Origin of the sequence: Chryseobacterium sp. S0630, from assembly GCF_024158915.1 — a bacterium.
In the GTDB taxonomy this organism is placed as follows: Bacteria; Bacteroidota; Bacteroidia; order Flavobacteriales; family Weeksellaceae; genus Chryseobacterium.
In genome coordinates, this window is sequence record NZ_JAMZGF010000063.1 from 1 (window position 1) to 22,745 (window position 22,745).

Sequence of the window (22,745 nt, forward strand, 5' to 3'; positions counted from 1 at the left end):
AAAAACAAATCAAAATATATAAAAATTATTTACTTTTTAACAAGAAAAACCGCCTCAGTTGTGAGACGGCTTCTTTCAATTGTATCGATGATGATTTTATTTCAGTTGATAGGTATTTCCATTCCAAAGATAAGTTTTAGAAGAACTTTTCTTCTTCTCTCTGTCTTTTTCATCTACTTCCATATCTTCCACTTTTAAGATAAATGCATTGGGAATTCCTCCTTTATCATTGGGAAAAACAAATTCTTCACTGTGATAAAAAGCACCGGCATCCCCAACGTTTGTCAATTGCGGAAGGGCAATCAACTTTTTACCTTTAAAAAGAACATACTGATCATAACTTGCTATTCCACAAGCTTCTCCGGAAACCATTGCTTTGAGTGAAAATTCAACATTTTGCAGTTTGTGATTGCTTTCTATATTGAATGCTGCTGAGCTCAATTCCTCTCCTCTTCCGGTATCAAAATACACCTCATCAATAAGTGTATTTCCTTCCAATACTTTTATTCCGGCAATATTCTGCTTTTCAATCTCATTGATTTCTTTATTCTTCCGGTCAATTGTTTTGGAAAGCCCAAAGAGGAAATCATATCCATTCTTATTACGGTAGCCTACACAAAGATTGCCACCCCAGATATACCCTTCCAATGTATTCTCTCCTTTCTGATAAGAAATTTTATACCAGTTAGCATTTCTTTCTCCCAGTTTCAGGACTGAATTTTCTTTTTTAAGAATTATTACCTGTTGGTTCACCTGCAATGAATCTACAATCTGAGCATTCACTCCGGGATCTGATCTCACGCGGGTCCAATCCGTAAAGATTTTTTGAGTTTTATTTTCTTCAAAGCTAAAGATACCATCTGCATATACTTCATTTTCCTGTGCTGTAAAAAACTGCAGCATCAGTAAAAATAAAGCTGTCCATAAAGTTTTCATATTCGTATTTTGTTTTTTGGTGTGTTATTTTTCAAGCAGAAGGCTTACCCACTCTTCACGCTGTAATTTCTTTTTAAGCTCCAGACCGCTTTCTTTGCATACTTCCAGAATATCATCTACATCAAAGAAGCATAGTCCTGAAAGCAATAATTTTCCTCCTTCATTCAATACTGAAACATAAGTCGGGATATCTGAAATCAGGATATTTCTGTTGATATTAGCTAAAATGATATCATAATTCCCTTTGCCCAGGTTTTCGGCAGTTCCCTGTTCAATATCCAGTTCTACATTGTTTCTTACTGCATTTTCCTTTGAGTTTTCCACTGACCATTCGTCAATATCAATAGCTTTTGTATCTCCAGCTCCCTGTTGTTTTGCATAAATGGCTAATACAGAAGTTCCGCATCCCATATCCAATACTTTTTTACCATTGAAATCAATATCCATCATTTGCTGGATCATCAAATGGGTTGTAGGATGATGCCCTGTTCCGAAAGACATTTTAGGCTGGATAATAATTTCATGCATTCCTGGTACAGATTCATGGAATTCTGCTCTGATCAATACTTTATCATCGATATTGATTGGAGAGAAATTCTTTTCCCATTCTTCATTCCAGTTGATATTCGGCATTTCTTCGAAAGAATATTCGATTTTTACATTTTCGTTTTCGAAGATTGGAAGTGCTTTCAACTGATCTTCGTGAAACAGTTCTGTCTGAATATATCCTAAAATTCCGTCAATTTCTTCTGTAAAGCTGTCAAAACCTATTTCTATAAGTTCTGCCATTAATATTTCATTCCAAGGTTGCAATGGAGAAATCTTGAAATTGAATTCTAAATAATTTTGCATGTGACTAATTTGCTGCAAAAATACTAATGTTATTACGGTTAAAAAAATGATGGAAGGATTTTTGGCTGAAACCGGGGATTTTTATGATTTTTTATCCCGCAGATTGCACTGATTACGCAGATTTTTTTATTGTGGATAAATTCTGCTGAAGACTTATTTTAATATTTTTTTACACTCTCAGATTCTCCGGATGAGGTAGATTTTTTTAAATGCAAAAGATTCTAAGTTTTGGCTAAAGCCTAAATGGAAACGTAAAAAAGAAAGTGGGCTAAAGCCCACTCCTACTGAATAAATCTTATATAGAAAGTTGTTTCTTTTCTATCTCGCAGATGACACAGATTTTTTATTGTGGATAAATTCTGCTGAAGACTTATTTTAATATTTTTTACGCTCTCAGATTCTCCGGATGAGGTAGATTTTTTTAATGCAAAAGATTCTAAGTTTTGGCTAAAGCCTAAATGGAAACATAAAAAAGAAAGCGGGCTAAAGCCCACTCCTACTGAATAAATCTTATATAAAAAGTTGTTTCTTTTCTATCTCACAGATGACACAGATTTTTTATTGTGGATAAATTCTACTAAAGACTTATTTTAATATTTTTTTACACTCTCAAATTCTGAGGATGAGATAGATTTTTTTTTAAAATGCGAAAGATTCTAAGTGTTGGCTAAAGCCTAAATGGAAACATAAAAAAGAAAGCGGGCCAAAGCCCGCTCCTACTGAATAAATCTTATTTAGAAAGTTGTTTCTTTTCTATCTCACAGATGACGCAGATGACACAGATTTTTTATTGTGGATAAATTCTACTAAAGACTTATTTTAATATTTTTTTACACTCTCAAATTCTGAGGATGAGATAGATTTTTTTTTAAAATGCGAAAGATTCTAAGTGTTGGCTAAAGCCTAAATGGAAACGTAAAAAAGAAAGCGGGCCAAAGCCCGCTTCTATTGAATTTTATTATCCAAGGAAAAGTAAGAGTTCTTTGCTTTAAACTCAGAACCTTAAACATTAAACCTTGAACATTAAATTTTAAACCTTTTATGGATTTGTAGAGAAGATAGAACCGTTTGCGATCAACGCTCTTCTGTTCATTTTCAGGATATCTCTTACCCATTCTGCAAAATCTTCCGGCTGTAATACTTTATCAGGATTTCCGTCTGTAAGTCCTCCCTGGATGCTCATATCAGAAGCAATGGTACTTGGAGTTAAAGTGATTACACGGATATTTTGTTTTCTCCATTCTGCCATCATGGATTGAGACAGAGATACAACGGCTGCTTTTGAAGCGGCATATGCAGACATATTCGGACCACCTTTCAGACCTGCAGTAGAAGCTACGTTGACGATATCACCTTCTCCTTTAGCTTTCATGAATGGATGAGCTGCTTTGGCTGCATAATATACTCCGAAAAGATTGGTTTTAATCACCTGCTCCCATGTTTCAGAAGGCATTTCTTCGATGCTTCCAAAATCTCCGATTCCTGCGTTGTTGATTAGAATATCAATACCTCCTAATTGTTCTGCTAAAGATTCTATTCCAGCTTTTACCTGAATTTCATTATCTACAGAAAATACTGCGTAGGCTGAGTTCACGCCCAGTTTTTTGATTTCTTCAACCGTCATTTTAAGGTTTTCCTCGTTTCTTCCTGTAATGGCAACGTTTACTCCTTCATTAGCCAAAGCAAGAGCTACAGCTTTTCCCAGTCCTCTTCCACCACCTGTTACGATGGCATTTTTTCCGTTTATATTCATAGTAATGATACTTTTCTTTTTACAAAGTTACGAAAGAACATTTTTACGAAACAGCGAAAACATGGATTTAATAGTTTTTTAATGGTTTTTTGTAAACTTCGATAAAAATTAAAACCAGCTCGTAAGAACCGGTTTTAAAATCTAAAAAAAGGTATAGTAAAAAAAATAAAAAGCTTAAGGAATCTGAATGGCATTCTGAACTTCAAATTCTTCTGAAGCTGAGAATTCATTTCCATACATATCTACCGCTTTCACCTCAACTTTGTGTTTTCCTAATGATAGTTTCTTAGGAAAATCTGCTTCCCAGATATGTTTTGACATTTCGGGATTGGAAGGTCTTCTTCCCGGAAGAATTTTTTCTGTAGAATCCCATTTGAACACAGAAAGAGCAAAATTCGGGTCTATGGTTTCATCGTATTCCATTTCCTCCCATTTTCCGCCGTCTATTCGGTATTCTACTTTGTCTTTTTTGCTTCCCATGAAGAAATTGGCCAGCACTTTTGCTGAGGTTCTTGAAGAAGAAATCACTTTTGGAACATATAATTTGATCTGATAGTCTTCCGGTTTTCCAGCTGTTCTGTATTTTACTTTATACTGATTGTCTGTAAAACTGATGAATGAATATCCTTTTGCTGTTCCGTCTCTCATGGTTGAAGTAGGAAGTCCTGCATCATCAGGAGTACCCGAATACCAGTCGCCGCAAGTGGTTCCTACGTTATATTCATGTAGTTCTTTTATTCCGTTCCAGCCTGCTTTTTTACCATAGAAAATCTGCTGCTGGATGTGAGTATGTGCGGATAAAAGCAATACATTCTGGAAAGGATTTAAGAAATCAAATAATTTCTGACGGTCCGCATTTCTAAAATTGTCTTCATTTTTATGCTCTAAAGGAATATGGAAAGAAATGACGATCAGTTTATTTTTATCAACCAGTTTCAAATCATTTTCTATGAACTGAAGCTGGTCTTCACGGAAACCTCCCCAATACCCTTTGCCATCTCTCGGATCCGGATAAAGAATATCATCCAGGATGATGAAGTGTACATTTCCATAATTGAAAGAGTAATTGGCAGGACCAAAATTGGATTCAAACGTTTCGTCGGAAAGCTTGTCTTCCTTTGCATCATAATTCATATCATGATTTCCCATTACATTGTACCACGGTAATCCTACTTCTTTCATGACGTCTGCATATGGTTTCTGAAGACTTAGATTGTCACCCACCAAATCTCCCAAACTGATTCCCAACACTGCATTTTTCTTGGTGTTTTTCACTTCGTTCACAATGCCTCTTTTGAAGTAATCCAGCTCTTTTTCTGTGTAAGGTTGCGGATCACCAAAAACCAGAATATCAAAGTTCTTATCTTCATTTTGCTTATAAAGCGGGAAGTTCAGTTCTTTGGGAAGATCTCCGGTAGGAGTAACTCCCTTGTATTTAAAATCAGACGGAGAACCTTTTGGTTTATGATGATAATAAAATTGTGGCAAATTGTTAGCATTTAAAGCTGTTTGATATCCTGAAGGTTTAATAACAAAAATAGTCTGATCCTCCTGAACCGGCAGGCTGTATCTTCCGTTTTTATCGGTAAGAACTACCTGAACACCATTGGAAACGGCTACACCTTCTATTCCTTTTTCGCGGTTTTCTTTCTTTTGGTTTTTGTTGTTGTCTTCGAATACATATCCGGCAACAGAAACCTGTGAGAAAGCCATTGCTGAAACCAGCATACATGGCATTACAAATTTTATATTGATACTCATAATTTTTTAAATCTTTAAATTATTTTTAAATCTTTCAATTGAGGTTATTATTTATTCCACCACATTTTTACATTGATATTGTCTCCTCCCATGGATTGTACGGCAGCATTATAATTATCTGTATTCATCACTTTTGTAGCAGTAGGATACATAAATCTTACAGGCATCTGTCCACCGTTCTGAAGTCCGCCATTATTAGGCAATACCGGAAGTTTTGTACGTCTGAATTCATACCATTGCTGATGGTCTACAAAAAACAGGGAAATGTATTTCTGAAGCATGATCTTTTCCAGAGAACCGTCATAAGCCACTTTTGTATTGCTGAAATAATTAACCGGGACTGTTGCTCCCCATTGCTCGATTATAGATTTCACACCCGTTTCATAATAAGTCTGCTGGCTACCTGCAATAATTCCTCTGTTGACAAGCTCTGCCAGAATAAACTGAACTTCAGAATAGGTCATAATTAAAATCTTTAAAGGTGCTTTCGCAAGATTTTGATTAAGGTTAGAAGGCTGATAGTTGAAAGATGTTCCCAGAGCATATCCTGAAGGAGCTCCTTTATAACCAAGATCTTCTCCTGATGTTGCTTTAGCTTTAGTAAAAAACATGCTAAGCCTTGGATCATTATTATCTTTCATAGCATTTACAAAGAATTCGCCTGCTGATCTGTAAGCTGTAAAATCCTGCGGGCGGGCTATTGGAGGTAAGTATGGAGAAATTCCCGAAATAGGAAGCACTGCGCTGTCTGTATTATTTTGGAAAACTGGATATTGAGCAGGGTTATTCACAATTTCCTGAATTCTTTCATATACATTTACTTCTCCGTTTCTGCTCAGAATTCTGGTCAGTAATCTTAATGAAAGTGAATTACAGAATTTTTTCCATCCTAAAATTCCGGTCTGGCTATTGGTATTGGCATTGTAAAACAGATCAGTTTCTGTAAGTGTCTGGTTTGTATTAAATAATGAGTTGGCTGTTTTCAGATCATTTAAGAGTTGGATGTAGATATCTTTCTGCTTATCATATTTCGGTTTCAAAATATTTTCTTCAATCTTCACAGCTTCAGATAGAGGTACATCTCCAAAAGCATCGGTAAGGTTAGAGGCAATCCATGCATTTAAAACCATTGATATGGCCAGATAGTTATTATTCTGTTCCTTAGTGGCATATTTTCTAAGGTCACTTACCTGTTTAAGCCATTTATAAGATGTATTCCAGTAACCGTTGCCACTTTTTTCATCCATATAATATCTGCTGTAGGAGTTTCCTTCATTGGGAAAGTCTAAAGCAATCTGCATGATATCAAAAGTAAAATCGTCGGCTCTGTTATATCCGTAGCTTCCCATTTCATATTGAATAGGAGCAAGGAGGCTTCCTACTGACGGATCTTTGATTTTGCTGGTATCTGTATTAATTTCCTCGAATGTTCTGTCGCAGGATTGAAGCATGAAAACAGAAGCAACCAATGCCAGATGTATGATTATTTTTTTCATTTTTTAAAGATTTTAGAATTTAAGATTTAACTGGAAACCAACTGTTCTTGCCGATGGAAGTTGTCCCATCTCCACTCCCGGAGTGATGGTGGCATTATCCAGTGTAGCTACTTCAGGATCAAACAGCGGGAACTTCGTCCACATCCACAGATTTTTTCCGAAAATGGCAATAGTAAGATCATCAAGACCAATAGATTTGATGGTTTCTTTCGGGAAAGAATAGGCAATTCTGGCATCTCTCAGCTTAATAAAATCTGTACTGAAACTGTTGGTTTCTACATTGGCTCTTCTATAGTAATCTCCGTAATAAGAAGATACCAGTACTCCTTTTGTATTCGGGCTGAAAGATCCGTCAGGATTTTGAACAACTCCATCCCCAACAATCATTCCTCCAGGGTTGTCTCTTCCCGGAAGGGTAGATTTCAGCTTACCTTGTTCAGACATTTTATGATGTGATTGTGAGTAAGCGACACCTCCATACTGACCATCAAAGGAGAAACTGATTGTAAAGTTTTTAATTCTGAAATCATTCTGAAGACCTGCTCTCCATTTCGGGAATGCATTTCCTACTTTTTCAATATCTGCAGGTCTGGCAGGAAGCCCGTTATCTCCGTAAATTACTTTTCCGTCCGGAGTTCTTAATAGTTTAAATCCATACATATCTCCCAACGAACCTCCAACTTCCATTTTATAGAAGACCACATCTCCTACATTGGAAACGATTCCGTCAAATCCTTCAGGCAGGGTCATTACTCTGTTTTCGTTGGTAGACCAGTTTCCGCCTACTTTCCAGGAAAAATCTTTACCTTTTACGGCTAAGATATCGGCTGAAAGTTCAAGACCTCTGTTTCTGATTTTACCTGCATTAATGATCCTTTTGGAATATCCGGTTTCTGTGGGCAACGATACAGGGACAATCTGATTTTCACTGAAATTCTGGTAAGCAGTAAAATTAAAGTTCAATCTGTTTTTGAAAAGGCTGAAATCCATACCGGCTTCTATATTGGTATTTTTTTCAGGTTTAAGGGAAGGATTATTAAAAATGGTAGGCGCTACTACACTTCCTGTAATGTTGCTGGCTGTATAATAGTTATCCAAAAGATAAGGATCACTGTCTATTCCTACTTTCGCCCATGAAGCTCTCAGTTTCCATAAGTTCAGATTATTACTTTTCAGATTAAATAGATCCGAAAGAATGAAACTGGTACTCACTGAAGGATAAAAGAAAGATCTGTTCTGTTTTGGAAGCGTAGAACTCCAGTCATTTCTTCCAGTAACGTCTACAAATATTTTATTATCATATCCCAACGTTAGCAATCCATAGACACTATCTACATGTTTGTCCCTTGGAGCTGGATATTTCACCGGAATAGAAAGCGCATTGGTAAGGCTGTATTCTCCGGCAGTTTTCAATCCTATTGCCTGATAATCGGTCTGCAGATATTCATTATAACGGATACTTCCTCCTGCTGATGCGGAAATACTGAATTTATTCCAATCTGCTTTATAAGAGAATAGGAGGTCGTTATTATATTCCTGATTTTTGATAAACTGTTCTCTGTAGAAACCTTTCAGGTAATTGGCAGAACTCCATGGTCTTTTGGTGGTTCTTTTTTCGTTCAGAATTTCAATTCCTGACCTCAACATTAAGCTGAAGTTTTTATTAAACTGATAATCTGCTGTGATATTTCCTGTGATGGTTTTCTTTCTGACACCATTCAGCATTTCGTAAGCAATCATGTAAGGATTGTCAATATAGGAACTGAACGGATGGATTTGATCCACCTGTTCCTGTCCGGGTTTCCAGATGGGTTTATACCATTCCAGATCCACGTTGGGATTCTGGAAGATCATGAAATAGGAAATCGACTGATTGTTGTATCCTGTCGCTGGAAGGTTATCACTGGTCGTCGTGTTATAAGCAAATTTTGTAGAAATTTTTAATTTTTGGGTAAGCTGATGGGCAAAAGACAACGCAAAATTGAATCTGTCAAAGCCTGTATTTGGCATCATCCACTCATTATTAAGATAAGTAAGTGAAGTTCTGAAGCTAGTTTTCTCGTTGGAGCTTTCTACAGAAATACTGTTGGAGTAATTAGAACCAGTTCTCCAGAACCCTTTTATATTATTTTCATAAGGTCTCCACAACTGTCTTTCTTTACTCTGTCCCATTACAGTAGGATCATACTGGAAATAATACTGCCCGGCAAATTTTGGTCCGAAAGCACTACTTGTTCCGCCCGTACTTGGTCCATCAGGAGAAAGGCCATATGAGTAATAAAAACTACCATTGTTTGTGGCTAGTGTTCCCTGTCCATATTCATATTGCCAATCCGGCCACTTCAGGACGGAATCAAAACTTGAGGAAGAGTTAAAAGTTACTCTCAGTTTTCCATTTTTCGTCTTTCCTGATTTTGTGGTAATCATTAAAGCTCCGTTGGCAGCGCGTGATCCGTATAATGCAGCTGCAGAAGCTCCTTTCAATACGGTTACAGATTCAATATCATCCGGGTTGATGCTGTTTAATCCGTTTCCAAGATCAATAGGAACATCGCCTCCGGAACCTGCTCCATACGCCGATGTCCCGGAACCTGTGGTAGAATTTCCCATTGGAACTCCATCTACGACGATCAGTGCATAGTTATGATCCATCATAATGGATTTTTCTCCTCTCAAAGTAATTCTGGAAGTTCCCAGCGGTCCTGCTCCTGCAGTCTGAATTTTAAGACCTGCCACTTTCCCTTCCATTGATTGTGCCCAGTTGTTGTTCTGAGTTTCTTCAAATGTTTTGGCATCTACTTTCTCTGCAACATATCCTAAAGCCCTGTCGTGCCTCTTGATCCCCAAAGCAGTCACTACTACTTCATCAAGTCCTTTAACGGTATCTTTTTTAGCTTTCTGCTGAGCTGCCAGATTAACGCTGACAAATCCTAACAGCGACAAAACCAACAGTTTTTGTGTCTCTTTACGCATTTCCTTTTTGTTTGCGCAAAATTAAAACGACATTAGCAGGATGGTCTTAACACGATTTTAACGTTTCTTAAAAATTTATTAAACAGTATATTAATTCAAACTTAACAACATTACATAAATATCTAATTAATAAACACTTAAGCAATTAAGTCTTTTTAATACCATTTCACGGCTATATTTATGTATCTTTATTGTCTTGTCTTGGGATAATACCACACAAAACACACAATCAACTCATAATCAAATCATTAATTCAAACCCGATTATATTCTTTCTTTTAATATCCTTTAAAATATAGACTAGCTTATAAAAAGAAACAGTCTGACCCCTTTTAAGAGTCAGACTGTGTAAATTATGATAGCAATTGATTTAACTGGGATATTTTTTAAGCCACCCCGTCAAAAATTCTTTGAATTTTTGCCACCCCTCCGGAGGAGGGGAATATTTCGTCCTTCGGTTTTAATAGTGGTGAAGGATATTTAATTGTTATTTATTCTTTAACTGATCAGGAATATTGGTTGTAACGAATCCGATTCCCTGCTTTTTCAGTTCGTCGTATACGGCAACGTCATTCACTGTCCAGGCATTGGTAATTAATCCTAACGCTTTTGCATCCGCAATCCAGGTTGGGTTTTTCTGGAAAACACTGTAATGGTAGTCCATTCCGTCTAATCCTTCTTTTTTGATCTGTTCAGGAGACAGCTCACCGTTCAGGTATTGTACTTTAAAGGCAGGAGCCAGTTTTTTGATCTCTTTACAAATATTAAGACTGAAAGAAATAAACTCACTCTGAGATTCCAGCTTCATATCTTTAATCATTTTGATCGTTTTCTCTGTGATCTCATTTTCAATTTCCGGAGTCTTAGCTGGTTTGATTTCAACGATCAGTTTCAGCGATTTATCTTTTTTTCCCTGCTTTAAATAGTCTTTCAGAGTAGGAAATTTTTCTCCGTTGGATAATTTCAATGCTTCCAGTTCTTTGAAACTTGTTTCTGAAATTTCCATTTTACCGTGATGCTCATCGTGGTTAATCACCAATACACCATCTTTTGTCATTCTCACATCAAATTCAGACCCATACACTTTCAATTTTTGAGCATTCTCAAGGGATTGAAGTGAATTTTCCGTTGTAGGAGGCTGAGCCTGAAAATAACCTCTATGGGCAATGATCTGGGTTTGTGCTTTCATCATAACTGTACTTAAAACTGCTAACCCTAAGATAAAATTTTTCATAATATAATTTAGATTATTAAAAAGAAAGTCCTGAAACTTCTGATAAAGGTAGTTATTAAAAAGTGGAAACCACAAAGACATAAAAGATTTTCTGGCTAAAACTAAGGTTTCAATACCCATTAATCTGCCGTTTTAATTTCTTTTATGTCTTCTGTGGTTAAAAACAGATATTAGAAGGAGTACTTCGCTCCGATCTGAATCTGATATGGATTTCCGGATAGAGGAACCAGTCCACCTCCACTTACGTTTTTAGTGTATTCGTACTGCATGGTGTCTTTATTGAACTTGGTTACTTTATACAAAGATGTATTATTATATGATTTGTTTACCCCCCATTCTTTGTTAAGAAGGTTGGCTACGTTGAAGATATCTACAGAAAGTTCAAAAGCTCCTACTTTATCAAATTTTATTTTCTTAGCTACACGTACATCCCAAACGCCATAGAAACCATTTTTCCCTCCGTTACGTTCTGCAATTTTACCATTATATTCGTTGATATAATCTTTCAGAGCCTGTCCCACCTGTGGATCATCCAGAATCGCTTTGGTAAGGTTCGGGAAGATAAAAGCAAGGTCATTGGAATCTACAAAATCACCATTGATATTCCCTCCGGTTGTCGCTGAGAAACGCGTTCCTCCAATCCCTGAATATCTGATTCCTAAAGTAAATCCTGCAATGGTAGGTGAGTTACCATAAATAACGACTTTATTACGGAACTGGTTGTCAGAATATGTCATTCTTAGATCTCTCGGGTCACTCTGAATCATGGTAGACAATGTTGCAGAGTTCGCTACGTTTCCGTTGTATGAAGTATTGTCTTTGATATCAGACCATGTATAACTTGCTGTGATTTCCCCATCTTTCCAGTAACGGTAACTTGTATCCAATACGAATGAGAACTGGTTTACTTTACCATCACTTACCAACTCCAGTACTCTACCGAAATTATTATTGATTCTTCCCTGTTTCCAGTCGAAACTTACACTGTTATTGGTATTGTTGGTAATAGCTCCTGTAGGAATGAACACTCCCCTTCCGCCTTCAGTAGCTAAAGTAAAGAAAGGATTGGCTACCATGTTTCTGTCGTAGTAATAGTAATTATTTCTACCTAAAGCCATGTATCCTGCAATTCCTGCTCTGAACCTTTCATTGAAGAAGTGGGTATAAGAGATATTTGCTTTGTAAACGATTGGAATTTTTGTGTCTTTACCCGTATAGTTGATGGTTGGCATCTGCTTCTGGGAAAGTGTAGGAATCGTATTATAATTATCTCTATAACTGTTAAAATCCGGGGATGGAACATCTTTACCCGTTACATCCACAGTAGCTAGATGATTACCGTCGAATACAAGGTTGTTGATGATCATATAATTGTTGATATCGGAAGAGAAAATCCCGGCACCAAACTTAAGGAAGTCTTTATTTTCTTCATTGATGTTCCAGTCAAACTGGAATCTTGGCTGAATAACAAATGATTTGAGCTGATTATCTGTTCTGATTCCCATTTCATCAAACAATTTCTGATTGAATTTTGCTTTTGGGTAGCCACCGTAATCTAATCTTAAACCAGCCATTAAATCCAGGCCTTTTGCTACTTTGGTCTGAAACTGTCCATACAGACCAATGTTCCAGATGTTTGATCTAACAGATGGATCATCCACCAAAGGAACTTCTCTGTAGAATCGGTAAGGAGTCATCGCATCAAAATTGCTCATTCCCTGAAAATGGAATCTTCCGTTTACTTCACTTCCGTACACAGATTTCGCGGTGGTATACATAAGATCTGCACCGAAAGTATATTTTACCTTATCTGTGTTGTAATATAAGTTATCTACGATCTGGAATACATTATTTCTAAAGCTTTCCTGAGCAAAGCGATGTCCTCCGATCTGAATATTGGTAGATCCGGCACTTGAAGCAACACCTTCTACAATAGCTCTGGGAACGGGTTTTCCCAATTGATTGTTCTGATAACTGTCCTGAAATGTATAAAGGTACTGTGCCTTTAATTCATTGGTCAGATTAGGTTGCAGATTTGATCTTAAGGTTAACAATAAACTGTTGTCAAGGTTTTTGTCATTTCCATATGACTCAAAGAAGTTGATATTGGTATTATCACCCAATCCGTTTTTATTAAGATCGTAGGTGAAGTTATTTCTAAGCGTTAATAAATGTTTTTCATTGATCTGCCAGTCTAAACGTAAAAATCCGGCATCAGAGTTTCGTACTTTATCAAATGTTCCGAACTGCGGGCTGCTTCCTACCCCATATTTGGCTCTTGCAATATCCAGAAACTGATTAAGCGTCTGCGTGGTTGTGTTGAACCTCTTCTCATCATCCGGAGATTTGATATCGGCAATCACCAAAGGTCTTGAGTCCAGCTGATGATCCCATGCTACGAAGAAATGTAATTTGTTTTTAATGATCGGTCCACCCAATGAAAATCCGAACTGAGAGGTAGAGAAATCATTATCTCTCTTGTTTCCTCTGATGTCATACGGACTGGAAAGCCAGTTGGTTCTTAAATATTCCCAGGCACTTCCGGAAAATTTGTTCGTTCCTGATTTGGTAACAGCACTTACCGTTCCTCCTCCACTTCTTCCCAATGTAACGTCATATTGGTTGGTGGTAATTTTGAATTCACGTACAGCTTCAATGGAAATGGAGAATGGTGCACCGCTTCGGCTGGTTGTAGATCCTGCAGAAGTTGGATTTTTGGCAGTCATCCCGTCAATGGTAAAGTTGGTGGAAGATCCAAGCTGGCCGGAAAGGTTTCCTCCTTTTCCACTTAACGGAGATAGTTCCGTAAGATTGGTGAAGTTTCGTCCATTCACAGGAAGCATACTGATGTTTTTCGCAGAAATTGCTGTAGCTGCACCAAGGTTTCCGATTTTGTTTTTAAGGTTTCCGGTAATTTTTACTTCCTCAATAGTCTTTTCATTCCCCAGATCCATATTTACAGTCACCTGATCTCCGAAGTTGACACTGTAACCTTCTTTTTTATCATCGTTTACAATGACAGTATAAGGCCCACCCAAAGGAATTTCTTTAAAAATATATTCCCCTTTTGAGTTGGTTTCCGTTTCCGTTCTGAATCCTGTGGACTCGTTCACGATCGTTACTTTCACTTTTTCCTGAGCCGTACTTCCCGGTCCGGTAACTTTCCCTACAATAGAAGCCTGCGTGGTCTGTGCATAAGCCATTGTCCCAAGCCCTAAAAACAATAATCCCAGTACAATCTTTACTTTTTTCATTTCTTCCGAAGATCTATATTATTAATTTTTTGATGTTCGCCAGGAAACCTCTTTGATTTTCATACTGATAGATCATGTTGAGGTTTCTTACAATTAGATGTGCAAAGGTATTTTGACTTTAACAGCGGGGTGTTTAAGAAAGTTTTAACATTTTTTTAATTAAATCAGAACGATATGTTAAATTATTTTAAACAAGCGTTTTATTTCCTGCAAAACCAGCCAGTTAAGACATATTACGCATTCTTAATTTTCCTGTACTATTTTATTCTGTTATTTTTTAAATGCAATTACTTTAGTTATTTTTGCTCAAAAGATAGAAACCCAATGTCTGAAAACATTCAACAAAAGATAGAACAGCTCCGCAAGGAACTTCACCAGCATAACGAAAATTACTACCAACTGGATACTCCCACCATTACAGATTATGAATTTGACATGCTTCTGGAGGAGCTCCAGGATCTGGAAGCCAGGTATCCCGAATTCTATGATGAAAATTCTCCTACCGTTCGTGTAGGTGGTGGTGTTACCAAGGTATTCCCAACGATTCAGCATAAGTTCAGGATGTACTCTCTGGACAATTCCTACGATTTTGACGATCTGGAAGACTGGGAAAAAAGAATCATCAAAACCATTGAAGATCCTGTAGAGTTTGTTGCTGAACTGAAATATGATGGTGCATCCATTTCTATCCTTTATGAAAACGGAAAGTTATCACAGGCGGTTACCCGTGGTGATGGTTTCCAGGGAGATGAGATTACCCCGAACGTCAGAACCATTTCAGATATTCCTTTGACTTTGAAAGGTGATTTCCCGAATCATTTTTTCATGCGTGGCGAAATTTATCTGACCAGAAAAAACTTTGATAAGTTGAATGTACTTCGTGAGGAAGAAGGTCTTGACCCCTTCATGAATCCAAGAAATACTGCCAGCGGAAGCTTGAAAATGCAGGACAGCGCTGAGGTAAGAAAGCGTGGACTTTCTTCTGTACTGTATCAGTTTATCTCAGAAGATATTCCTGCAGAAACGCATTGGGAACTTCTTCAAAAAGCTCAAAGCTGGGGCTTTAAAACATCACAGCAGGCCAAATTATGTAAAACGATGGCTGAAGTACAGGAATTTATCACGTTTTGGGATACTGAACGTCATAATCTTCCTTTTGAAATTGACGGAATCGTTTTAAAAGTGAATTCATTACAGCAGCAAAGACAGCTTGGATATACAGCCAAATCTCCACGTTGGGCAATGGCTTATAAATTTAAAGCAGAAAAGGTAGAGACAGAACTTCAGAGTGTGTCTTATCAGGTGGGAAGAACCGGAGCTATCACTCCTGTTGCCAACCTTAAACCTGTTTTACTGGCCGGAACCATTGTAAAAAGAGCATCTCTTCACAATGAGGATATCATAAAAAAACTGGACCTTCATGAGAATGATTTTGTGTACGTGGAAAAAGGAGGTGAGATTATTCCTAAAATTGTAGGCGTAAATACGGATAAGAGAACGGAAGAAAGCAAAGAAATAGAATACATCAAACATTGCCCTGAATGTGGCACTGAGCTGGTAAAAATTGAGGATCAGGCGATTCATTTCTGTCCTAATGAACTTCACTGCCCGCCACAGGTAGTAGGAAGAATGATTCACTATGTTTCCAGAAAAGCGTTGAATATTGACAACCTTGGAAGTGAAACTATTGAACAGCTATACAGAGAAAGACTGATTGAAAATCCTGCTGACTTCTATGTTTTAACGAAAGAACAGCTTCTTCCCCTGGAAAGAATGGCTGAGAAATCTGCCCAGAATATCATCACAGGAATTGAAAAATCTAAAGAAATTCCTTTTGAGAAAGTATTATACGGAATTGGGATCAAGCATGTGGGCGAAACAGTGGCTAAGAAACTGGTTAAAAACTTCCCAACGATTGAAGAACTGAAAAATGCAACCGTAGAAGAGCTTTGCCAGGTAGAAGATATTGGAGTTAAAATTGCAGTCAGTATTGTTGATTTCTTCCAGAATTCTGAAAATCTTTTGATGATCGAGCGATTGAAATCTTACGGAGTACAGCTTGAAAAAGGAGAAAGCACGAATGAAGTTTTATCCAATGTTCTGGAGGGGAAAACATTCCTTTTCACCGGAAAATTGTCATTATTCACCAGAGAATCTGCTGAAGAGATGGTAGAAAAGCATGGCGGAAAAAATATTTCTGCGGTTTCGAAAAACCTCAACTATCTTGTGGTAGGTGAAAAGGCAGGAAGCAAGCTGAAAAAAGCTCAGGATATCGGAACGATTACTATTCTGGATGAGCAGCAGTTTTTGGATCTGATTGAAAAATAACAATTATTTTTAATAATTATTTAGTAAACCATTAAGATATTTCTCTTAATGGTTTATTTTTGCTTTTAATTATAAAAAAATAACCATTAACTAATAATACATGAAAAAAATCTACCTCATCGTTTCTATGATGATTTTTGCTGTGTTCCAGGCGCAAAATGTGAATATTCCTGATCCGGGTTTTAAAAACTTTTTGTTAACAGCCAATTACAGCAATGGCTATGCAAAAGACCAATATGGAAACAGTATTCCCGTTGATACAAACAATGATGGAATTATACAACAAAGTGAAGCCAACAATGTGGTAAAACTATCTGATCTTTATTATGGAGACAGAGCCAATATTCAATCAATAGAAGGGATTAAAAGCTTTACTAATTTAACAGAGCTGTATTTATTCGGAACTTCTGTTTCTGCTGTTGACTTAAGTAATATGACTAGCCTCATTGCCCTATCAGTAACTACGAATCCGCAATTAGTGTCACTCAATATTGCAGGTTGTACATCTTTGATAACGATGTCCTGCGAAAATAATAGTATTATGAACTATAACCTGCAGAGCAATTCATTGAAAACTTTATATATCAGCAATTTAAATTCTACTCAGCCTATCAATAGCATTAATCTTAGCCTTTGTCCTAATCTGAAATCTTTGGAGATCAATAAGACCAATATTCAATCTTTGGATTTTAGTAATATGAGCGCTTTGGAATGGCTTCAAATAAGGAACAGTTCTTCAACCAATAGTATTAATTTAACAGGTTGTACGAATCTTAATAATTTGGGAATTTATAATTGTACTTCTTTAACGACGCTTCAGTTACAAAATTTACAAAATTTAGATACAGTATATCTTTCACAAAGTCCGATCTCTACATTATCTTTTATCAATACCACTAACATAGAATCTCTTGGTTTGCAATCCACAGGTCTGACAGCAATAGATCTTTCCATTTTTCCGTCTTTAAGACAGTTTGGTACTTTAAATAATAATCTTACCACACTGGATTTAAGTATGAATCCCTTATTGGAAAATATAACGATCTATGACAATCCTCTTCTGAAAAATATTAATCTGAAAAGCGGAGGAACTGTATTAAATGTCTTATCATGGTTTCATATTAATAATAACAACCCTAGTCTTAAATATATTTGCTGCGACAATGATGACTATACAGCGATCAGCAACTACTTATCTTCTTATTCTCTGAACAATATTAATTTAAATTCTTATTGCTCATTCACACCAGGTGGTACTTATTATAAAGTGGTGGGTAATACGAAATATGATATTAACAACAATGGCTGTGATATCAATGATGTGAATAAATCTTTCCAAAAATTTTCAATTACAAGCGGCTCTGTTTCCGGCAACATGACCACAGATTCATCAGGAAATTATTCAATCCCTTTACAGGCAGGAACTCATACCATTACTCCTATCTCAGAAAATCCAGCCTATTGGACCATATTTCCAAGTACTTTGACAGTAAATTTCCCGGCACAAACGAGTCCATTGACTCAAAATTTCTGTTTAACAGCCAATGGAACCCACAATGATCTTGAAGTTTTAATTATTCCTGTTACAGCTGCGATACCGGGATTTGATACCAAGTATAAAATTGTTTACAAAAACAAAGGAACGGCAGCCCAATCCGGAAATCTTGTTTTCAATTTCAATGATAACCTGATGAATTTCCTGAATGCAACCATTTCTCCTGATACACAGTCTACAGGATTATTAACATGGAACTTCACGAATCTTCTGCCTTTACAGCAGAAAGAGATCACAGTAACATTGAAATTAAATACCCCAACACAAACTCCTCCTTTAAACGGTGGTGATGTTTTACATTATACTGCACAAATCAATGGAGCTGTTGATGAAACGCCTGCTGACAATACCTTCACATTGAACCAAACAGTTGTCAATTCTTTTGATCCGAATGATAAAACCTGTCTGGAAGGGCCTTCCATTTCTCAAACTCAGGTGGGAGACTATGTACATTACCTGATCAGATTTGAAAACACAGGAACAGCCAATGCACAGAATATTGTGGTGAAAGACGAAATCGACATTACTAAATTTGATATTTCTTCCCTGGTAGCCTTAAACGGAAGCCACAATTTTGTGACAAGAATTACCAATCCGAATACTGTAGAATTCATCTTTGAAAACATCCAACTGCCTTTTGATGATGCCAATAATGACGGATATGTTTCATTTAAGATTAAAACAAAATCTACCTTAAATATCGGGAACAGCTTCAGTAATACAGCCAAAATCTATTTCGATTACAACCATCCGATTATTACCAATACTTATACAACAAGTGTTCAAAATGTATTGGCAACAGCAGAAACTGATAAGGAAAACACGAGTATTTCTGTTTATCCTAATCCTGCAAAGGATGTTTTAAACATCAGATCCAAGCAGGAAATCATCAAAGCTGAAATCTATGATGCAACTGGAAGAATTATCAGCTCAATAAGTGTAACAGGAAACTCAATTTCTGTTTCTGAATTGTCTAAAGGAAACTATATTCTCAAAGCCTTCACAAAAGACAAATTACTTGTACAAAAGTTTATTAAAGATTAAGCTTATAAAAGTTCATATAAAAAGGCTGTGATCAATTTCACAGCCTTTTTTATTTATTAATAATCAACAACTTATGATATCTTCAGATATACATAATTTGGTTTACTTGAAAACAATAATAGTATATGGAGTATTTTCTCCTGCTTTAGGCAAGATCAACCTGATATGTTCCTTATTCCTGTAGTAATCTGTGTAAGGCTCTTTGGTGATAATCTTCCCTTTTTCTGTTTCTTTGTATCCTGCAGCCAATATCAGTTTAAGGTATTGTTCATATTCTTTTTTGTCCTTAAACTCAAATTCAATTCTGTCTTCTGATTTTTCTTCTTTGTATTCAAACTTTCCGATTTTCGAGCTATAGTCTGGAGCTTCGTATTCCGTTAAAAGAAAGCTTAAGCCTTCCGTTCTGTCATAAAATTTGAACTGAAGCTGTTTCATTTCCTTTTTAAACTCATCCATCGTAAGTTTGTTGAAACCTTTAAGCTGTTCTAATGTGAAGGTCTGTGCGGAGACCTGAATACTTAGTACAACTGAGAATAATATGAGTCCTAAAGTTTTTCTCATTTCTATTTTTATCGCAAATATAAAGAATAGGATTACATTTTTTAATTGGAAGGATCTGATATTTTCTTATTCTAATAGATGAACACACCTAATAGGTTTATAAAACCTATTAGGTGTTTAAATACGCAATTTAATCCTTATGAAACCGGCAGCCTGAAATAAAATGTACTTCCATTATTCAGGGAACTTTTCACTCCTATTTCTCCGTGTTGTTTTTCAATAAAGTTTTTTGAAATGGCCAACCCCAATCCTGTCCCGTTCTGATGTTCTCCGGGAACCTGAAAATAGCGGTCAAAGATCTGGCGGTGGTATTTTTCATCAATTCCGCTTCCGGTATCAATAATACTGAACTGAATAAATGCATTCAGTTTTTCTACCACTATTTTAATATTTTCATCCTGAAAAGAGTGCTTCACCGCATTGGTCAGGAAATTATTCATCACCCAGACGGTTTTATCAAAATCTGCAGTCACCGCATCACTTTCTTCCAGAAGATATTCTGTACTTATAGAGATATTTTTCTGCTCAGCCAGTTTCTCTACATTCTTTACAGCAGTCTGTACAATTTCTTTGGGAGAACATTTTTCCACGGTCAGTCTGATATTTCCGGATTCTACCTGAGAAAGGTTCAGCAATTCTCCTGTGATATCCAATAAACGCTGTCCGTCTTCATTGATGCTCTTCAACAATTCCTGCTGCTGCTCATTCAGTTCTCCGAATTTCTGGTTTCCAAGAAGCTGAACGCCCATTTTGATTGCAGAAATCGGAGTTTTTAATTCATGAGAAATGGTTGCAATGAAGTTGGTTTTGGCAAAATCAAGCTCTTTAAAAGGCGTAATATTTCTTAATAAAATTACCTTTCCAATATATTTTTTTTCTTTTTCTCCTGTCTTTACAATATTGATGGGAATAATATCCTGTTCAAAGTAGTTTTCTTTGTTATCACGAACAATTTTAATAGGATCTTTTACCGGATGATCTATATTTTTCAAAAGTTCACGCATCAGATCATTGTTAATAGCTACTTCATGAGCTGTTTTTCCGATAATATCTTCCTTATGGAGATTGGTGATCTTCAAAGCTTCATCATTGATCATATAGATAAAATGGTTCTCATCCAGCCCAATCACTGCATCATGCATATTGTTAACCAGTGTTTCGATACGTTTTTTATCCATCAGTTGCTTAGAAAGTGTACTGCTTTCATACTCCTGAAGTTTTTCCGCCATACTGTTGAATGAATCTGCCAGACTGCTGAACTCTTCACTTCCTTTGAAATGAACCCTTTCACTATAATTTTTATCAGCAATCTGCTTGATACTGAAAGTAAGCTGATTGATAGGCTCCGCAATGGTTTGTGGCAAATTAAAAAGCAGGATAAAAGCAATCAGAAAACATACGGTTCCCAAACTTACAATCCAAAAAGTAGCGTTTTCTGCTGTAATGATAGCAATATCACTTTTCCGTTCTATCCCTTTCATATTCAAAGACATGATCTTCGAAAGATCTTCACGGATGAGCTTTTCCTTATTGATATCGGGAGCTTTCAGGTAGCTGTTAAAATGGAGATTCAGATTTTGTGTGGCTTCTTTTTCTCCAAATTCTGTAAGGTTCTTTTCCTGAAGTTTATTGTTTTTCTGAAAATCCGCTATGGCAACGGTACTGTCTGTACTGATGTTATCCAATGCCAGAAGCATATTTTTGGAAAACTCCAGACTGTTGTAATTGGCCGTAAGGATCTTTTCAGTATCAGATTTTAATTTATTGATGTATACAGAACCTATCACTGAAAGCAGAACGATCAGTAGAAATAAAAGGCCTACGCCTAAGGTAAGTTTCGTTTTAAGTTTCATTACTTTTAAGATAAAATAATAATATCTATCTGTCTTTCATTCAGCCTGTTCATAAGGGTATAAATCCAGCTGTATCCCAACATTCGCTGCCAGAAACTGGCGTGAGGTTTTCCAATACAGACCGTAGTGATGTTATGAGCAATCACATATTCCAGAATCCCGTTATGAACACTGCTTTCTTTGATGCGGACTACTTTGGCACCTAATTCCTGTGCTAAATTAAAATTATTAATTAAATACCGTTGTTTATCCAGTGCAATTTTTTCCGGATTTTCAGAAGGTTTCTGAACGTACAAAACAGTCCATGGACTGTTATAGTAGCTGGCTAATCTAGCCGTTTTACGAATAATTGTTTTGGCAATTTTCTCATTACTGCTGATGCAGGCCAGGAATTTTATCGGTTTAAAATTTTCGGTTTTGATTTCTGTTTCTACCTTTCTTTCTACATGGGTTGCCACTTCCTTTAAAGCCAGCTCACGAAGCTGAAGAATATGTCCGCTCTGAAAGAAATTACTCAGAGCGGTCTGAATTTTTTCCTTTTTATAGATTTTCCCTTCTTTTAATCGGGTAAGAAGCTCATCTGCGGTAAGGTCAATATTTACTACTTCATCTGCCAGAGCCAGAATCTTATCCGGAACCCGCTCTGCTACTTCTATTCCAGTAATTTTCTTTACCTCTTCATTCAGGCTTTCGATATGCTGAATATTCATCGCACTGATGACATTAATCCCGTTATCAAGGATTTCCAACACATCCTGCCATCTTTTTTTATTTTTAGAACCTTCTACATTGGTATGTGCCAGTTCATCTACAAGAACTACTTCAGGATGTTCGTTGATAATGGCCTGAAGATCCATTTCTTCAAGATTTTTTCCTTTATAGAAGACTGATTTTCTTTCAATCTCAGGAAGACCTTCTACAAGGGCTACCGTTTCTTCTCTGCCATGAGTTTCAATATAGCCAACCTTTACATCAATGCCATTTCGCAAAAGGGAATGAGCTTCCTGAAGCATACGGAAGGTCTTTCCTACACCTGCACTCATCCCGATATAAATTTTGAATTTTCCTTTACGGGATTTTTGAATCAGTTCTAAAAAATCTTTTGCTGATGACATTGATTTTATTCTTTTTAATTTTACTTTAAGC

Annotated in this window: 13 protein-coding genes; 2 read left to right on the forward strand and 11 right to left on the reverse strand. The window is 36.5% G+C overall.

Annotated features, from left to right (window positions below):
* Window positions 1-96: 96 nt before the first annotated feature.
* From NK356_RS20290 to NK356_RS20325, 8 genes are all read right to left on the reverse strand, one after another.
* Window positions 97-936, reverse strand: coding sequence for an SH3 domain-containing protein (locus NK356_RS20290; protein ID WP_253317891.1), 840 nt, complete (start codon window positions 934-936; stop codon window positions 97-99).
* A 24-nt stretch (window positions 937-960) separates the two neighbouring features.
* Window positions 961-1,788 carry a 50S ribosomal protein L11 methyltransferase gene (gene prmA / locus NK356_RS20295; protein WP_253317892.1) on the reverse strand — a complete coding sequence of 276 codons (828 nt, stop codon included), beginning with the start codon at window positions 1,786-1,788 and terminating at the stop codon, window positions 961-963.
* 1,039 nt (window positions 1,789-2,827) lie between these two features.
* On the reverse strand, window positions 2,828-3,541 hold the full coding sequence (locus NK356_RS20300) for a 3-ketoacyl-ACP reductase (RefSeq protein WP_077415804.1): 714 nt from the start codon (window positions 3,539-3,541) through the stop codon (window positions 2,828-2,830).
* Between the two features lie 174 nt (window positions 3,542-3,715).
* Entirely contained in the window at window positions 3,716-5,278 is a 1,563-nt protein-coding gene (locus NK356_RS20305; protein ID WP_034700166.1) for a calcineurin-like phosphoesterase C-terminal domain-containing protein, read from the reverse strand.
* Between the two features lie 71 nt (window positions 5,279-5,349).
* Window positions 5,350-6,798 carry a SusD/RagB family nutrient-binding outer membrane lipoprotein gene (locus NK356_RS20310; protein WP_034700163.1) on the reverse strand — a complete coding sequence of 483 codons (1,449 nt, stop codon included), beginning with the start codon at window positions 6,796-6,798 and terminating at the stop codon, window positions 5,350-5,352.
* Between the two features lie 12 nt (window positions 6,799-6,810).
* Window positions 6,811-9,771, reverse strand: coding sequence for a SusC/RagA family TonB-linked outer membrane protein (locus NK356_RS20315; protein WP_253317893.1), 2,961 nt, complete (start codon window positions 9,769-9,771; stop codon window positions 6,811-6,813).
* Window positions 9,772-10,257: 486 nt separating this feature from the next.
* Window positions 10,258-11,004 carry a glycerophosphodiester phosphodiesterase family protein gene (locus tag NK356_RS20320; protein ID WP_253317894.1) on the reverse strand — a complete coding sequence of 249 codons (747 nt, stop codon included), beginning with the start codon at window positions 11,002-11,004 and terminating at the stop codon, window positions 10,258-10,260.
* Between the two features lie 170 nt (window positions 11,005-11,174).
* Entirely contained in the window at window positions 11,175-14,258 is a 3,084-nt protein-coding gene (locus NK356_RS20325; RefSeq protein WP_253317895.1) for a TonB-dependent receptor, read from the reverse strand.
* 324 nt (window positions 14,259-14,582) lie between these two features.
* Between NK356_RS20325 and ligA the strand changes: the two genes are divergently transcribed.
* Window positions 14,583-16,586: an NAD-dependent DNA ligase LigA gene (ligA, locus tag NK356_RS20330; protein WP_034700157.1), complete on the forward strand. Its 2,004-nt coding sequence runs from the start codon at window positions 14,583-14,585 to the stop codon at window positions 16,584-16,586.
* A 100-nt stretch (window positions 16,587-16,686) separates the two neighbouring features.
* Entirely contained in the window at window positions 16,687-19,185 is a 2,499-nt protein-coding gene (locus NK356_RS20335; protein WP_253317896.1) for a T9SS type A sorting domain-containing protein, read from the forward strand.
* Between the two features lie 102 nt (window positions 19,186-19,287).
* Here NK356_RS20335 and NK356_RS20340 read toward each other — a convergent pair whose 3' ends face one another.
* From NK356_RS20340 to NK356_RS20350, 3 genes are all read right to left on the reverse strand, one after another.
* Window positions 19,288-19,746, reverse strand: a complete 459-nt coding sequence (locus NK356_RS20340; RefSeq protein ID WP_253317897.1) for a hypothetical protein — start codon at window positions 19,744-19,746, stop codon at window positions 19,288-19,290.
* A gap of 137 nt (window positions 19,747-19,883) precedes the next feature.
* A complete protein-coding gene (locus tag NK356_RS20345; protein WP_034700150.1) occupies window positions 19,884-21,599 on the reverse strand; it encodes an ATP-binding protein in 1,716 nt (571 codons plus the stop codon).
* 5 nt (window positions 21,600-21,604) lie between these two features.
* Window positions 21,605-22,714, reverse strand: coding sequence for a histidine kinase (locus NK356_RS20350; RefSeq protein WP_034700258.1), 1,110 nt, complete (start codon window positions 22,712-22,714; stop codon window positions 21,605-21,607).
* Window positions 22,715-22,745: the final 31 nt, after the last annotated feature.

What these genes read in the sequence shown, in the direction of transcription:
- NK356_RS20290 (WP_253317891.1), bottom strand. Translation starts at nt 936, where the DNA reads ATGAAAACTTTATGGACAGCTTTATTTTTACTGATGCTGCAGTTTTTT.
- prmA (WP_253317892.1), bottom strand. Translation starts at nt 1,788, where the DNA reads ATGCAAAATTATTTAGAATTCAATTTCAAGATTTCTCCATTGCAACCT.
- NK356_RS20300 (WP_077415804.1), bottom strand. Translation starts at nt 3,541, where the DNA reads ATGAATATAAACGGAAAAAATGCCATCGTAACAGGTGGTGGAAGAGGA.
- NK356_RS20305 (WP_034700166.1), bottom strand. Translation starts at nt 5,278, where the DNA reads ATGCCATGTATGCTGGTTTCAGCAATGGCTTTCTCACAGGTTTCTGTT.
- NK356_RS20310 (WP_034700163.1), bottom strand. Translation starts at nt 6,798, where the DNA reads ATGAAAAAAATAATCATACATCTGGCATTGGTTGCTTCTGTTTTCATG.
- NK356_RS20315 (WP_253317893.1), bottom strand. Translation starts at nt 9,771, where the DNA reads ATGCGTAAAGAGACACAAAAACTGTTGGTTTTGTCGCTGTTAGGATTT.
- NK356_RS20320 (WP_253317894.1), bottom strand. Translation starts at nt 11,004, where the DNA reads ATGAAAAATTTTATCTTAGGGTTAGCAGTTTTAAGTACAGTTATGATG.
- NK356_RS20325 (WP_253317895.1), bottom strand. Translation starts at nt 14,258, where the DNA reads ATGAAAAAAGTAAAGATTGTACTGGGATTATTGTTTTTAGGGCTTGGG.
- ligA (WP_034700157.1), top strand. Translation starts at nt 14,583, where the DNA reads ATGTCTGAAAACATTCAACAAAAGATAGAACAGCTCCGCAAGGAACTT.
- NK356_RS20335 (WP_253317896.1), top strand. Translation starts at nt 16,687, where the DNA reads ATGAAAAAAATCTACCTCATCGTTTCTATGATGATTTTTGCTGTGTTC.
- NK356_RS20340 (WP_253317897.1), bottom strand. Translation starts at nt 19,746, where the DNA reads ATGAGAAAAACTTTAGGACTCATATTATTCTCAGTTGTACTAAGTATT.
- NK356_RS20345 (WP_034700150.1), bottom strand. Translation starts at nt 21,599, where the DNA reads ATGAAACTTAAAACGAAACTTACCTTAGGCGTAGGCCTTTTATTTCTA.
- NK356_RS20350 (WP_034700258.1), bottom strand. Translation starts at nt 22,714, where the DNA reads ATGTCATCAGCAAAAGATTTTTTAGAACTGATTCAAAAATCCCGTAAA.